The organism is Escherichia sp. MOD1-EC6300 (genome assembly GCF_002965045.1).
In the GTDB taxonomy this organism is placed as follows: domain Bacteria; phylum Pseudomonadota; class Gammaproteobacteria; order Enterobacterales; family Enterobacteriaceae; genus Escherichia; species Escherichia coli_F.
Genome location: NZ_PTRH01000002.1, coordinates 82509 through 97439, shown reverse-complemented (window position 1 = coordinate 97439; position 14931 = coordinate 82509). Strand labels below are relative to the sequence as shown.

Annotated in this window: 11 protein-coding genes; 2 read left to right on the top strand and 9 right to left on the bottom strand. The window is 52.0% G+C overall.

The features are described 5' to 3' along the window. Positions 1-8: 8 nt before the first annotated feature. The 8 genes from nuoH to lrhA all read right to left on the bottom strand — a co-directional run bounded on the left by nuoH (position 9) and on the right by lrhA (position 10184). Positions 9-986 carry an NADH-quinone oxidoreductase subunit NuoH gene (gene nuoH, locus BGE37_RS03220; RefSeq protein ID WP_000118503.1) on the bottom strand — a complete coding sequence of 326 codons (978 nt, stop codon included), beginning with the start codon at positions 984-986 and terminating at the stop codon, positions 9-11. Beyond that, positions 983-3709: an NADH-quinone oxidoreductase subunit NuoG gene (nuoG, locus tag BGE37_RS03215; RefSeq protein ID WP_105287760.1), complete on the bottom strand. Its 2727-nt coding sequence runs from the start codon at positions 3707-3709 to the stop codon at positions 983-985. The genes nuoH and nuoG overlap by 4 nt, the downstream gene beginning before the upstream one ends. A gap of 52 nt (positions 3710-3761) precedes the next feature. Beyond that, positions 3762-5099: an NADH-quinone oxidoreductase subunit NuoF gene (nuoF, locus tag BGE37_RS03210; protein ID WP_000789502.1), complete on the bottom strand. Its 1338-nt coding sequence runs from the start codon at positions 5097-5099 to the stop codon at positions 3762-3764. Beyond that, entirely contained in the window at positions 5096-5596 is a 501-nt protein-coding gene (gene nuoE / locus BGE37_RS03205; RefSeq protein ID WP_000545042.1) for an NADH-quinone oxidoreductase subunit NuoE, read from the bottom strand. The genes nuoF and nuoE overlap by 4 nt, the downstream gene beginning before the upstream one ends. 2 nt (positions 5597-5598) lie before the next feature. Next, entirely contained in the window at positions 5599-7401 is a 1803-nt protein-coding gene (gene nuoC / locus BGE37_RS03200) for an NADH-quinone oxidoreductase subunit C/D (protein WP_000247878.1), read from the bottom strand. Positions 7402-7494: 93 nt separating this feature from the next. Further along, positions 7495-8157, bottom strand: coding sequence for an NADH-quinone oxidoreductase subunit NuoB (gene nuoB, locus BGE37_RS03195; RefSeq protein WP_000386733.1), 663 nt, complete (start codon positions 8155-8157; stop codon positions 7495-7497). A 15-nt stretch (positions 8158-8172) separates the two neighbouring features. Continuing rightward, the gene (gene nuoA, locus BGE37_RS03190; RefSeq protein WP_000062997.1) at positions 8173-8616 is read right to left on the bottom strand and encodes an NADH-quinone oxidoreductase subunit NuoA; all 444 of its coding nucleotides are present in this window, start codon (positions 8614-8616) and stop codon (positions 8173-8175) included. Positions 8617-9245: 629 nt separating this feature from the next. Beyond that, positions 9246-10184, bottom strand: a complete 939-nt coding sequence (lrhA, locus tag BGE37_RS03185) for a transcriptional regulator LrhA (RefSeq protein ID WP_000622290.1) — start codon at positions 10182-10184, stop codon at positions 9246-9248. Between the two features lie 919 nt (positions 10185-11103). Between lrhA and alaA the strand changes: the two genes are divergently transcribed. Together alaA and yfbR are read left to right on the top strand one after the other, a co-directional pair. Further along, complete coding sequence (gene alaA, locus BGE37_RS03175; protein ID WP_000074527.1) at positions 11104-12321, top strand: alanine transaminase AlaA; 1218 nt, start codon at positions 11104-11106, stop codon at positions 12319-12321. An 83-nt stretch (positions 12322-12404) separates the two neighbouring features. Beyond that, positions 12405-13004 (top strand): 5'-deoxynucleotidase, encoded by a 600-nt coding sequence (gene yfbR, locus BGE37_RS03170; protein ID WP_000813854.1) that lies wholly within the window; start codon positions 12405-12407, stop codon positions 13002-13004. Between the two features lie 58 nt (positions 13005-13062). Here yfbR and BGE37_RS03165 read toward each other — a convergent pair whose 3' ends face one another. Continuing rightward, positions 13063-14895: an SLC13 family permease gene (locus tag BGE37_RS03165; RefSeq protein ID WP_001012889.1), complete on the bottom strand. Its 1833-nt coding sequence runs from the start codon at positions 14893-14895 to the stop codon at positions 13063-13065. Positions 14896-14931: the final 36 nt, after the last annotated feature.

Sequence of the window (14931 nt, the reverse complement as noted above, 5' to 3'; positions counted from 1 at the left end):
AGTGCCCCTTATTGCGCCTGCCAGAGAATGACAGCCGCCGTTACCAGCAAGTTGATCAGCGTCAGCGGCAGGCAGATTTTCCAGCCGAAGGACATTACCTGGTCATAACGCGGACGCGGTAACGACGCACGAATCAAAATGAACATCATCATAAAGAACGCGGTTTTCAGCGCGAACCAGATGAATGGCGGTAAGAACGGGCCTTGCCAGCCACCGAAGAACAGCGTCACCATCAATGCGGAGATGGTCACAATCCCGATGTATTCGCCCACGAAGAACAGACCGAACTTCATGCCGGAATATTCAATGTGGTAACCATCCGCCAGTTCCTGCTCGGCTTCCGGCTGGTCAAACGGGTGACGGTGACACACCGCCACGCCCGCGATGGCAAAGGTAATAAAACCAAAGAATTGCGGGATGACGTTCCACACGTGCGCCTGGCTGTTAACGATGTCGGTCATGTTGAATGAACCGGCCTGCGCCACCACGCCCATCAGGGAAAGCCCGAGGAACACTTCGTAGCTCAGGGTCTGCGCAGAAGCACGCATCGCACCCAGCAGCGAGTATTTGTTGTTACTTGACCAGCCCGCAAACAGCACCGCGTAAACCGCCAGACCTGCCATCATCAGGAAGAACAAAATCCCGATGTTCAGGTCGGCAACTACCCAACCCGGACTGACTGGCACAATCGCAAAGGCCAGCAGCAGCGAGGTAAAGGCAATCATCGGTGCCAGGGTAAAGATGACGCGATCCGAGAATTTCGGGATCCAGTCTTCTTTAAAGAACATTTTGATCATGTCCGCGACCAGCTGGAGCGAACCGCCCCAGCCAACACGGTTAGGTCCGTAACGGTTCTGGAACAGACCCAGCAGGCGACGTTCGCCAAAGCTCATGAATGCCCCGCAGGTGACAACTACCAGCAGGATCACCACCGCTTTGAGGATGGTCAGCAGGATCTCAATCAGTTCCGGTGATATCCAACTCATTGTTGTGCCTCCTTGAGATCCTCAAGATGCGCGCCAGCCAGCACCGGAGCAATACCGGACATGCCCATCGGCAAGCCCACCTGCCCTGCCGTCAGTCCTTCGGCGATTTCAACCGGCAGCGTGACCGTGTTGCCATCGTAACTAAAGGAGACGCGTGTACCCGCGTTCACTCCCAACTTCGCGGCATCCGCTGGGTTGAGTTTGATGTACGGTTGCGGCATACGGCTATGGAAGACCGGGGCACGCTGTGACAATTCATCGCTGCCAAACAGGTGGTAGTACGGCGCGATACGCCATTTCCCTTCCTGCGGCTGGAAGCGTGCCGGTACGCTGGTGAAGTAATCCAGACCGTTTTCGCTGGTTTCAAACAGACGCACGCCCGGATCGCCAAAGCGCAGTTTGCCGCCCACTTCGTCCTGGAATTTGTTCCACGCCTGCGGGGAGTTCCAGCCCGGCGCCCAGGCAAACGGCACTTGCGAACGGTGCGCGGTCGGCTGGTTGTTACCCTCCATCGAGAAGGTGAACATGGTGTCAATATCCTGCGGCTGACGCGGCTCATGAACGCTGATGTTGGCGCGCATGGCGGTACGACCACTGTAACGGTGCGGCTCACGGGCCAGTTTCTGACCACGAATACGGAATGTCGCATCCGGCGCAGCATCTTTGATACCTGCCAGTTCCGGGATTTTCGCCACAACAGCGTCAATCACATGGTCGAGCTGCGTCCAGTCCACTTCACGGCTCAGTAGGGTGCTGTGCAGCGAGTGCAGCCAGCGCCAGCTTTCCAGCATCACAGTTTTGCTGTCGTAATAAGCCGGATCGTAAACCTGGAAGAAACGTTGGGCACGGCCTTCATTGTTGATCACCGTACCGTCGCTTTCAGCAAAGCTGGCGGCAGAAAGCACCAGATGGGCGTTTTCCATGATCGCCGTGCGTTGATGGTCAACCACCATCACCAGCGGCGCTTTCGCCAGCGCAGCATTCACGCGGGTAGCGGAAGCGTGACGATGCAGATCGTTTTCCAGCACCACCACCGCGTCGGCGCGTCCGGTTTCCAGTTCGGTTAACGCTTCTTCAAGCGATCCACCGCCCATAATGCCCAGCCCCATGCTGTTGACGGAACGGGCAATCATGGTGATACCGACGTCAGCGCCGCGACCTTTCAGGGCTTTCGCCACGTTAGCCGCTGCCTGAATCACTTCAGCGCTACCAGCGTTCGTCCCGGAGATAATTAACGGTTTCTTCGCACCTGCCAGTGCCTGCACGATGACGTCGATTTTGCTTTGCAGTTCAGGCTCGATACCGTCAACCGCTGGCGCGGAGTTATCCAGAGCATGGGCAATGGCAAAACCTAAACGCGCCTGATCTTCAACCGGTGCGCGGTAAGTCCACGCCGCGATATCATCCAGACGGGTGTCATCAACGTTAGTCACAAACAGCGGATGCTTCGCACGTTGGCCAATGTTGAGGATTGCCGCAATCTGCCAGTCAGCCACTTTCTGTGCTGCCGCCATTTCGCGTGCTTTACCTTTCACCGCCTGACGCACTGCCAGCGCAACGCGCGCGCCGGTCTGGGTAACGTCTTCGCCCAGCACCAGTACCGCATCATAAGATTCGATTTCGCGCAGAGCCGGAGTATAAATGCCGCCTTCACGCAGCACTTTTAGTGCCAGTTGCAGACGTTCCTGCTCACCGTGAGCGATACCGGTATAGAAGTTTTCTTCGCCCACCAGCTCACGCAGCGCAAAGTTGCTTTCCACGCTGGCACGCGGAGAACCGATGCCGATGACTTTCTTCGACTGACGCAGAATATCTGCCGCGCCCTGCATTGCCTGCTCGGCGTTGAGGGTAATGAAATCATCGCCACGACGCTGTACTGGCTGACGCGGACGATCTTTCAGGTTGACGTAGCCGTAACCGAAACGACCTCGGTCGCAGAGGAAGTAGTGGTTTACCGTACCGTTGTAACGGTTTTCGATACGACGCAGTTCGCCATAACGCTCGCCGGGGCTGATGTTACAGCCGATGGAACATTGCTGGCAGATGCTCGGCGCAAACTGCATATCCCATTTACGGTTATAACGCTCGGAGTGCGTTTTGTCGGTGAATACGCCGGTCGGGCAAATTTCGACCAGGTTACCGGAGAATTCGCTTTCCAGGGTGCCGTCTTCCGGGCGACCGAAGTAGACGTTGTCATGTGCACCGTAAACGCCCAGATCTGTACCGTCAGCGTAATCTTTGTAGTAACGCACGCAGCGGTAGCAGGCGATGCAACGGTTCATTTCGTGAGAGATGAACGGCCCCAGATCCTGATTGCGGTGGGTACGTTTGGTGAAACGGTAGCGACGGAAGCTGTGTCCGGTCATCACGGTCATATCCTGAAGATGGCAGTTACCGCCCTCTTCACATACCGGACAATCGTGCGGGTGGTTGGTCATCAACCACTCGACCACGCTTTCACGGAACTGTTTCGCTTCTTCGTCGTCAATGGAAATAAAGGTGCCATCGGAAGCCGGTGTCATACAGGACATCACCAGGCGACCACGCGTGTCTTCCGCGTTTTGGTATTGCTTCACCGCACACTGGCGGCAAGCACCGACGCTTCCCAGCGCCGGATGCCAGCAAAAGTAAGGAATATCAAGGCCCAGAGACAGACAAGCTTCCAGCAGGTTGTCCGCTCCGTTGACCTCGTATTCTTTGCCGTCTACATGAATTGTAGCCATTAGCATGCTTCCAGTTTTCTCAGTCAGAGACTGAGCGTTAATCGAAATTCGGTTACCAGCGCTCTTTCAGCAGGTTCGGCTGAATCCCATTAATCAAATGGGTATTGCTGAACGGCTGTTTGATTCCCGCCTCAAATTCTTCGCGGAAATATTTGATGGCGCTCTGTAACGGCTCCACTGCACCAGGTGCGTGGGCACAGAAAGTTTTACCCGGCCCCAAGAATCGACACAGTTGCTCAAGTGTTTCGATATCGCCCGGCTGACCTTCGCCACGCTCCAGCGCGCGCAGAATTTTCACGCTCCACGGCAAACCGTCGCGGCACGGCGTACACCAGCCGCAGGACTCACGGGCGAAAAATTCTTCCAGGTTTCGTACCAGCGACACCATGTTGATCTCGTGATCAACCGCCATCGCCAGCGCCGTACCCAGACGGCTGCCCGCTTTACCGATACTTTCGAATTCCATCGGCAGGTCAAGGTGCGCTTCGGTCAGGAAGTCAGTGCCCGCACCGCCTGGCTGCCAGGCTTTGAATTTCAGGCCGTCACGCATACCACCGGCGTAATCTTCGAGGATCTCGCGTGCGGTAGTGCCGAACGGCAGTTCCCACAGGCCCGGATTTTTCACCCGACCGGAGAAGCCCATCAGCTTGGTGCCAGCATCTTTACTTTTCGAGATGTTCTGATACCACTCCACGCCGTTAGCGAGGATCGCCGGAACGTTACACAGGGTTTCGACGTTGTTGACACAGGTCGGTTTGCCCCATACGCCGGAGGTTGCCGGGAAGGGGGGTTTCGAGCGTGGGTTAGCACGACGCCCTTCCAGGGAGTTGATTAACGCTGTTTCTTCCCCGCAGATGTAGCGCCCTGCCCCGGTATGGACGAACAGTTCGAAATCGAACCCTGTTCCCATAATGTTTTTGCCAAGCAGACCCGCTTCGGTCGCTTCGGCAATGGCGCGGCGCAGATTCACTGCCGCTTCAATATATTCGCCACGCAGGAAGATGTAGCCACGATAAGCTTTCAGCGCAAATGCGGAAATGAGCATACCTTCCACCAGCAGGTGCGGCAGTTGCTCCATCAGCAGGCGGTCTTTATAGGTGCCCGGCTCCATTTCATCGGCGTTACACAGCAGGTAACGGATGTTCATGGATTCGTCTTTCGGCATCAGGCTCCACTTCAGACCAGTCGAAAAGCCCGCACCGCCGCGCCCTTTCAGGCCAGCGTCTTTAACCTGATTGACGATCTCGTCCGGAGACAGTCCGGTCAGCGCCTTACGCGCTCCTTCGTAACCGTTTTTGCTGCGATATTCGTCCAGCCACACTGGCTGTTTGTCATCACGCAGACGCCAGGTCAGCGGATGCGTTTCGGGAGTACGGATAATGTTTTTCATTTATACCGCTCCAGCAGTTCAGGAATCGCTTCCGGGGTCAGATGCGCGTGAGTGTCCTCATCGATCATCATGTTTGGCCCTTTATCACAGTTCCCCAGGCAGCAAGTTGGCAGCAGCGTAAAGCGACCGTCAAACGTCGTTTGCCCTGGTTTGATGTTCAGTTTTTTCTCCAGTGCCGCCTGAATGCCCTGGTAACCGTTAATGTGACAGACCACGCTGTCGCAATAACGGATCACATGGCGACCAACCGGCTGGCGGAAGATCTGGCTGTAGAAAGTAGCCACGCCTTCGACATCACTTGCGGGAATACCCAGAACGTCAGCGATCGCGTGGATCGCGCCGTCTGGCACCCATCCACGCTGTTTCTGAACGATTTTCAGCGCTTCAATGGACGCCGCACGCGGGTCTTCGTAGTGGTGCATCTCGTGCTCAATCGCTTCACGCTCAGCCGCACTCAGCTCAAAAGCCTCGGTTTGTGGTTGTTGATTCTCGTGCATAATTAGCGGTCCACATCTGACATAACAAAATCGATACTGCCCAGATAAACAATCAGGTCAGACACCAGGCTGCCGCGGATCGCCGCCGGAATTTGCTGCAAATGCGCATAACTCGGCGTACGGATACGGGTGCGATAACTCATAGTGCTGCCGTCGCTGGTCAGGTAGTAACTGTTGATCCCTTTGGTCGCCTCAATCATCTGGAAAGATTCATTGGCAGGCATCACCGGCCCCCACGACACTTGCAGGAAGTGGGTGATCAGGGTTTCGATATGTTGCAGCGTGCGCTCTTTCGGCGGCGGCGTGGTCAGCGGGTGATCCGCTTTGAACGGGCCTTCCGGCATGTTGTTGAGGCACTGCTCAAGAATGCGCAGACTCTGACGCAGTTCTTCCACTTTCAGCATTACGCGGGTGTAGCAGTCAGAAACACCACCACCAACCGGGATTTCAAAGTCGAAGTTTTCATAGCCAGAATAAGGGCGCGCCTTACGCACATCGAAGTCGATCCCGGTAGCACGCAAACCAGCACCAGTGGTGCCCCACTCCAGCGCCTCTTTCGCGCCGTAGGCGGCTACGCCCTGGGAACGGCCTTTCAAAATGGTGTTTTGCAGCGCCGCTTTCTCATAAGACGCCAGACGTTTCGGCATCCAGTCGAGGAACTCACGCAGCAGGCGATCCCAGCCGCGCGGCAGGTCGTGCGCTACGCCGCCAATACGGAACCACGCCGGGTGCATACGGAAACCAGTGATTGCTTCCACCAGATCGTAAATTTTCTGACGATCGGTAAAGGCGAAGAACACTGGCGTCATCGCGCCGACGTCCTGAATAAAGGTCGAGATATACAGCAGGTGGCTGTTGATGCGGAACAGCTCAGAAAGCATTACGCGAATGACGTTAACGCGATCCGGCACGGTGATCCCGGCCAGTTTCTCTACCGCCAGTACATACGGCATCTCGTTAACACAGCCACCGAGATATTCGATACGGTCGGTATACGGAATGTAGCTGTGCCATGACTGGCGCTCGCCCATTTTCTCCGCACCACGATGGTGGTAACCGATGTCTGGTACGCAGTCGACAATCTCTTCGCCATCGAGTTGCAAAACGATACGGAAAGCACCGTGCGCCGACGGGTGGTTCGGACCGAGGTTGAGGAACATGAAGTCTTCATTTTCGGTGCCACGCTTCATCCCCCACTCTTCCGGTTTGAAGGTCAGGGCTTCCATCTCCAGATCCTGTTTGGCTTTGGTCAGCTCAAACGGCGAGAATTCGGTAGCGCGCGCCGGGTAATCTTTACGCAGCGGGTGACCTTTCCAGGTTTGCGGCATCATGATGCGGCGCAAATTGGGGTGACCATCGAAAGTAATGCCAAACAGATCCCAGGTTTCACGCTCATACCAGTTAGCGTTCGGGAACAGCTTGGTGAAGGTCGGTACGTGCAGGTCGTTTTCTGCCAGCGCCACCTTCAGCATGATGTCGCGGTTACGATCGATAGAAATCAGATGGTAGAAAACGGAAAAATCCGCGGCAGGTAACCCTTCGCGGTGTGTGCGCAGACGTTCGTCCATGCCGTGTAAGTCAAACAGCATGACGTAAGGTTTCGGCAGTTTCTTTAAGAAATCACCCACTTCCAGTAATTGTTCACGCTTGATCCACACAACGGGAACCCCGGTGCGAGTCGCCTGAACAGTAAAGGCATCCGGCCCAAAACGGTTGCGCAGTTCGCCAATCACCGGATCATCAAGATGATCGCGGGTCTGCCAGGCGGGTTCTTGCGCGGTTAAGTCGGTCATATTGTTCACCATTGCAAATGGTCCGTGGTGACTGTCGGCGCAGTAAGCTTCGCGAAATAGATTTAGGAATAAGCGAAGAAAAATCCCTTTGCCGACAGGCGCAAATTAAATCTCGTCAGGTGTACGCAGGTTGGTAACGGCAATGCGTTCACCGCGCTTGCGTTCGCGCTCTGATTGCATATTGGCGCGATAAACGCCCTGATCGCCAACCACCCAGGAGAGCGGACGACGTTCTTTACCGATAGATTCCTGCAACAGCATCAGTGCCTGCATGTACGCTTCAGGACGTGGCGGGCAGCCCGGGATATACACATCAACCGGGATGAATTTATCAACGCCCTGCACAACGGAATAAATATCGTACATACCGCCAGAGTTGGCACAGGCCCCCATTGAGATAACCCATTTTGGTTCCAGCATCTGGTCATACAGACGCTGAATAACCGGTGCCATTTTGGTAAAGCAGGTTCCTGCAACCACCATCAGGTCAGCCTGACGCGGCGAAGCACGCAATACTTCTGCGCCAAAACGTGCCACGTCATGCACCGCGGTAAACGAAGTCACCATCTCAACGTAACAGCAGGAAAGACCGAAGTTATACGGCCAAATTGAGTTTTTACGACCCCAGTTAACCATGTCATTGAGCTTGCCCATAAACACGTTTTTGTTAACTTCTTGCTCCAGAGGGTCGGTTACGATCTCCTGCTTTTGCAGGGGGTAACGGTCGTTCTCACCGTTGGGATCTATGCGGGTGAGCGTATAATCCATCTTAATGCCTCGCGGTTAGCGTTGACGATTAGCGATACTGTTCGTTTCCGGGTTCATACGCTCGCGGCGTGAACGCGCGGGCGTCCAGTCCAGCGCGCCAATACGCACCAGATAAACCAGACCAGCCAGTAACACAAAAATAAAAATTGCAGCTTCCACAAAGCCTACCCAGCCGCTTTCGCGGATAGAGGTTGACCATGCGAACAGATACAGCGCTTCAACGTCGAAGATAACGAAGAACATGGCCACCAGATAAAACTTGGCGGACAGGCGTAAGCGGGCGGAGCCGACCGAGTCGATACCGGATTCAAACGGAACGTTTTTCGACCTCGCGCGTGCGCGACCGCCTAAAAACCAACCGCCTACCAGCATCAGGCAACACAGGCCAATGGCAACGATAAGAAAGATAGCGAATGCCCAGTGATGAGCGATGACTTCAGTGGATGTTGACATACTCATTGCTTACTCATCAAAAGTAGCGCCAGATTCACTGCTCTTCACGGCAGATGGACGCCACATCGATTCATGGGGAGGAATAAAAAAAACCTTACAATCACTGTAGAAACTCTTTTATACAGCTAATTGATGTGGTCTTTTACTCCTTTCTATAACCTTTTGTCAACTTTAACAAAAGTTTCTTCACATTAGTTTACATAATATCAACACTATTAGCATTTAATGCCCTTTCACCCCAGATCCTTGACGACTCCAGGATAATTAGATGTTGTTGAATCGTGTCCGTTGTGAAGCAATGGAAAAAATACGGGTCTATTTTGACAGGAATTTGTGTCGATTCCTCCCCCCAAAAGAGAGTATTTTCTTGATCTGTGACACGCTTTTGTCATTCCATAACAAAAACGCAGCAACAAATTTACGTATTTTTTAACATCATTGTAGCAGGTGATTTTTTTCAGGCGATTATTTGTGCGTTCGGGACGTGAATCTCTGGTGATTGAAAAATGAACAGTTTTGTGCGTTCTGCACGATACGAGGAAGGCTTTTTACTAAAAAAAAGCCGCTGGGGTTTAAAACACCCCCAGCGGCTCGTTTTTACACTATTGTCTTAGAAATTATCTATGGTCCGTCGATTACTCGATATCCCTTTCAATTAACAATGAGTCATCGCCTTCCGGAGCAGACATTGGGCTGTATTGCCACGGATTATGGTAGCTCTCCATCGCCTGATAAATCACCTGAGCCAGCTCATTATTACTGGACGGGTCATAGCACAACAAATATTCGGTATCGGGTAGCGGCGGTAAGCCATCTACCCCACTCAGCACACGCAGATCAGGACTCATCATCTCGACCGGCCTTGCTGTCACACCAAGACCGGCTTTCACTGCCGCACGAACGGCCGGAAGCGTCGAGGCGACATAAGCCAGTCGCCATGGAATATCTGCTTTATTAAGCGTCGCCAGCACCATATCGCGAAACGGGCTAGGATCATCCAGCAATACAAGAGGGATCGGCTCGCCTTTTTGCAATACGTATTCCGCTGCGCAGTACCAGTGTGTTGGCGAGGTACGCAGGTTCAATGCCTTAAACGTTGAAGGACGATGGGTGGTTACCATCAAATCCACTTCCTGGGATTCCAGCATTTCTGCCATGTAGGCATTACGTTTAACGCGGACATCCAGCGCTAGTTTCGGATAAACCGAACTCACGCGATTTAACAGGAAAGGTAAGATCGTATCGGCAGATTCATCTGAAGCACCGATAGTTAACACGCCCTGAAGATTACTGAACATTAATGATGAGCAGGCCTCATCATTAAAACGCAGGATTTTCCTGGCGTAACCAAGAAGTTGAATGCCATGTTCAGTTAACAGTTTGTTGCGACCGTGACGAGCGAACAGTTCTTTCCCAACGAGTTGTTCCAGACGCTGCATTTGCTGACTTACGGCGGACTGAGTACGACACACAGCGGCAGCTGCGGCAGCAAAAGTGTTCAGATCGGCAACAGCAACAAATGTTCTCAGCAGATCGAGGTCGAGGTTAATTATCGGACGATTTGCACTTATCATATATTATCACTTACTGGCGGCTCGTACTGAGCTGGTTAATGCTGTGCACACACAAACAAGCAATTCCATTTGTAATGTGCCTCCCTGGCAGTTTCATCCGGAACCCGGACGAAAGTAAAAATGCATATGAGTTGCACTAAAAAAGCGACTCACATTGTTCCGTTATAATGCCTGAAGTAGATCACAGAATATATCTTCAGGAATCGCATATCTATTAAGTTACTCACTCTTTTGTATTTATGACATGCGCGTGTTTGTATAAATGTAAATGTGAGTCCTTGTTCCACTCTCGTGCAGCATCGCTGGTCATACGCGAACACGTACAAACAGCAATGGTGAGGCGGCATCAAGAGCAGGGATCCGTCATTTATGCGAGCATTTTACCCCAAAAACCTTTTATTTATAAGGGTCATTGCGAATTATCTGATGCAAAGTTATGTTATGTTAGGCAAAGTAATCTTCTATTATTAATAAGCACAACAAAACCTTTTTGAATATTAAATAATAATTAATTAGCATCATCCTCATTCATTAATCCCGCTTAACAATAGTTTCACACCTTGCACCCATTACGACACCTCGGAAATCATCACGCTGTTAAACTCTCCGTAATGCGGAAATATCATCATCACGATTCATTAGTGAATTCTTAAACGAGGCATTTTCAAACAATTATCTTACAGATAAAAAAACCACACTCACAATTAAGAATCAGAACAATTCACTACATAACATTAATTACTAAGCATATACACCTCATTATTTTGCCATTATTAAGTTATTAACAGCACAATCGAGTCTTCCCCTCTGGCAAAATCTTATTCTGCAGACCTTCAAAACGCCGTCCTGGGGGAGTACATTGTTCTAAGCTGACTTCCACGGCAGGGAGTGGCGATAACAGCAAAAAAGGTCAAGATTCATGTCCCCCATTGAAAAATCCAGCAAATTAGAGAATGTCTGTTACGACATCCGTGGTCCGGTGCTGAAAGAAGCAAAACGCCTGGAAGAAGAAGGTAACAAGGTACTGAAACTGAACATCGGCAACCCTGCCCCGTTCGGTTTTGACGCGCCAGATGAAATCCTCGTTGACGTGATTCGCAACCTGCCTACCGCTCAAGGGTATTGCGATTCCAAAGGGCTTTACTCCGCGCGTAAAGCCATCATGCAGCACTACCAGGCTCGTGGCATGCGTGATGTTACCGTGGAAGATATTTACATCGGCAATGGTGTATCGGAGCTTATCGTTCAGGCAATGCAGGCATTGCTGAACAGCGGGGACGAAATGTTGGTTCCTGCACCTGATTACCCACTATGGACCGCAGCGGTTTCGCTCTCCAGCGGTAAAGCGGTGCATTATCTTTGCGATGAATCCTCTGACTGGTTCCCGGACCTTGATGATATTCGCGCTAAAATTACGCCTCGTACGCGTGGGATCGTTATTATCAACCCAAATAACCCAACCGGCGCGGTATATTCCAAAGAGCTTTTAATGGAGATAGTGGAGATTGCACGTCAGCATAATCTCATTATCTTCGCCGATGAAATTTATGACAAAATTCTCTACGACGACGCTGAGCATCACTCAATTGCGCCGCTGGCACCTGATCTGCTGACCATTACCTTTAACGGATTGTCGAAAACGTACCGCGTTGCAGGCTTCCGTCAGGGGTGGATGGTGTTGAACGGGCCGAAAAAACACGCCAAAGGTTACATCGAAGGTCTGGAAATGCTGGCTTCAATGCGCCTGTGTGCTAACGTTCCTGCGCAACACGCCATTCAGACAGCACTAGGCGGTTATCAGAGCATCAGTGAATTTATTACTCCCGGCGGGCGTCTTTATGAGCAGCGTAACCGCGCGTGGGAATTGATCAACGACATTCCGGGCGTTTCCTGCGTGAAACCGCGCGGTGCGCTGTATATGTTCCCGAAAATCGACGCTAAACGCTTTAACATTCACGACGACCAGAAAATGGTGCTGGATTTCCTGTTGCAGGAAAAAGTCCTGCTGGTTCAAGGGACAGCATTCAACTGGCCGTGGCCGGATCACTTCCGCATTGTCACACTACCACGTGTTGATGATATCGAGCTGTCTTTGAGTAAGTTCGCGCGTTTCCTTTCTGGTTATCATCAGCTGTAATCTTAATTTCACTGCCGGAGATTGCATCCGGCAGTGTTATCCCGCCACAATGACCTGATGATGTCATCATACGTAAGGTCACTATGAAACAGAGCCATTTTTTTGCCCATCTCTCCCGCCTGAAACTCATTAACCGCTGGCCGCTAATGCGCAACGTGCGGACGGAAAATGTGTCCGAACACAGTTTGCAGGTAGCGATGGTCGCCCATGCGCTGGCAGCTATCAAAAATCGTAAATTTGGCGGTAATGTCAACGCCGAACGTATCGCTTTACTGGCGATGTACCACGATGCCTCAGAAGTGCTTACCGGCGATCTCCCTACCCCGGTGAAATACTTCAATTCGCAAATCGCTCAGGAATACAAGGCTATTGAAAAAATCGCTCAGCAAAAACTGGTCGATATGGTTCCGGAAGAGCTGCAGGATATTTTTGCGCCGTTAATTGACGAGCATGCATACAGCGATGAAGAGAAATCTCTGGTGAAACAGGCAGATGCACTGTGTGCATATCTGAAATGTCTGGAAGAACTCGCGGCGGGAAATAATGAATTCTTGCTGGCAAAAACGCGACTGGAAGCGACGCTTGAAGCGCGCCGCAGCCAGGAGATGGACTACTTCATGGAAGTCTTTGTTCCCAGCTTCCATCTTTCGCTCGATGAGATTAGCCAGGATTCACCGCTGTAAGCAGCCGGAGTCTGCGTCGCATCAGGCAATAAGCGCCGGATGCGACATCAGGCTCTTGTCAAAACGGAAACAGCATCGGGATCATCACCACACAAACCGCCATCACGATAATGGTGAACGGTACCCCCAACTTCACAAAGTCACTGAAGCTGTAATTTCCCGGGCCTAAAACCAGTGTGTTAACAGGTGAAGAAACCGGTGTCATAAAGGCGGCGGATGCTGCCATCGCCACGACCATCGCAAATGGATAAGGCGACACACCCATCGTTTTGGCAGCAGCCAGCGCAATCGGAGCCATCAACACTGCCGTTGCGGTATTAGAGATAAATAGCCCAATAACCGCCGACAAGACAAACAAACAACCCAGCATCATATGTGGCCCGTAACCGCCGCCAATGTCCATCAGCCCTTTCACCGCCAGCGCGACACCTCCCGTTTTCTGTAATGCCACAGCAAACGGCATCATCCCAACGATCAAAATAATGCTCGGCCAGTGAATGGATTTATAGGCGCTTTCAGCATCGATACAACGGAATTTCCCCATCAGCAGGCAGGCGATGATAGCGGCAACAGGATTAGGGATTTCATCGGTAAGCATTAACGCTACCATCAACACCAGGCAAAAAATGGCATGAGGTGCCTGACTGTGTGCTGGCGATGCTTCACTCACCTCTTCGGGTAAGTTCAGCGCCACAAAGTCACGCCCCTGTTTTGCCAGCATACCGATCAGTTTCCAGTTACCTACAACCAGGATGATATCGCCCAGCAGCAGAGGCTCATCCGCCAGCGAACCTTCCATCGCCTCGCCATTGCGCTTTAGCCCCACCACATTCAGTCCGTAGCGGGTACGAAAACCAATTTCGCGCACCGATTTACCAATAAGTTCTGACTCAGGAATTAATGAAATCTCTGCCATGCCCACATCAAGTGCCTGGTCAGAAAAATACTCGCCGCGTAGTACCATCGGCTCCAGCAACTGCTCACTACAAAATTGCCGGAGATCGACATCAGCCGCAGACATATCAATAAGCAAAACGTCACGCGCGCGAAATTCAGAAACCCCGTTAACATTCACGATAACGCGACGAAAACGCCGCCAGCGTTCAACACCGATGACGTTAGCGCCATAACGCTCACGTAATTTGAGATCGTCCAGCCGTTGACCAATCATTGGCGAACCGGGGCGAATAGCCAGACGACGCGCACGCCCGGTCAGTCGATATTCACGAATAAGATCGCGAAAGGTTCGACGCGTCCAGCCTTCGCGCTGTGGGGTCTGGGTATCCCCTTTCAGCATGAAACGCATCACTAACATATACAAAATACCCAGCACCAGCACGACCAGGCCAATAGGTGTTACGCTAAAGAAACTAAAACCATGATAGCCTTCACGCAGCAATTCACTGTTGACTACCAGGTTCGGCGGCGTCGCCACCAGCGTCATCATGCCGCTTATCAGCCCGGCAAAACTTAACGGCATCATCAGGCGCGACGGCGACGTTTGCATACGCATGGCAACGCTTAACACTACGGGAATAAAGATAGCGACAACGCCGGTTGAACTCATAAACGCGCCAAGCCCCGCGACGGTCAGCATCAACAAAACCAACATTTTGATTTCACTGTTGCCTGCCACTTTGACCAGCCATGTCCCCATTACGGTGGCAACACCGGTACGGACCAAACCATCGCCAATAATGAACAAGGCGGCAATCAGGACAACGTTAGGATCGGAAAAGCCGGAAAATACTTCGGGGACCGTCAGCGTTCCGCTTAATGCAAACGCGACAATAACAAACAAAGCGACCGCATCCATACGCACTCTGCCCGTCGCAAACAAGACGATGGCAACGGCCAGTAATGAAAGAACCCAAATCAATTCACCGTTCACAACTTATCCTTGTTAATTGAGGGGGATGACTTGATT

Coding starts and splice junctions, on each gene's coding strand:
- nuoF (WP_000789502.1), bottom strand. CDS start 5,099: ATGAAAAACATTATCCGTACTCCCGAAACGCATCCGCTGACCTGGCGT.
- yfbR (WP_000813854.1), top strand. CDS start 12,405: ATGAAACAGAGCCATTTTTTTGCCCATCTCTCCCGCCTGAAACTCATT.
- nuoA (WP_000062997.1), bottom strand. CDS start 8,616: ATGAGTATGTCAACATCCACTGAAGTCATCGCTCATCACTGGGCATTC.
- nuoH (WP_000118503.1), bottom strand. CDS start 986: ATGAGTTGGATATCACCGGAACTGATTGAGATCCTGCTGACCATCCTC.
- alaA (WP_000074527.1), top strand. CDS start 11,104: ATGTCCCCCATTGAAAAATCCAGCAAATTAGAGAATGTCTGTTACGAC.
- nuoB (WP_000386733.1), bottom strand. CDS start 8,157: ATGGATTATACGCTCACCCGCATAGATCCCAACGGTGAGAACGACCGT.
- nuoG (WP_105287760.1), bottom strand. CDS start 3,709: ATGGCTACAATTCATGTAGACGGCAAAGAATACGAGGTCAACGGAGCG.
- lrhA (WP_000622290.1), bottom strand. CDS start 10,184: ATGATAAGTGCAAATCGTCCGATAATTAACCTCGACCTCGATCTGCTG.
- nuoC (WP_000247878.1), bottom strand. CDS start 7,401: ATGGTGAACAATATGACCGACTTAACCGCGCAAGAACCCGCCTGGCAG.
- nuoE (WP_000545042.1), bottom strand. CDS start 5,596: ATGCACGAGAATCAACAACCACAAACCGAGGCTTTTGAGCTGAGTGCG.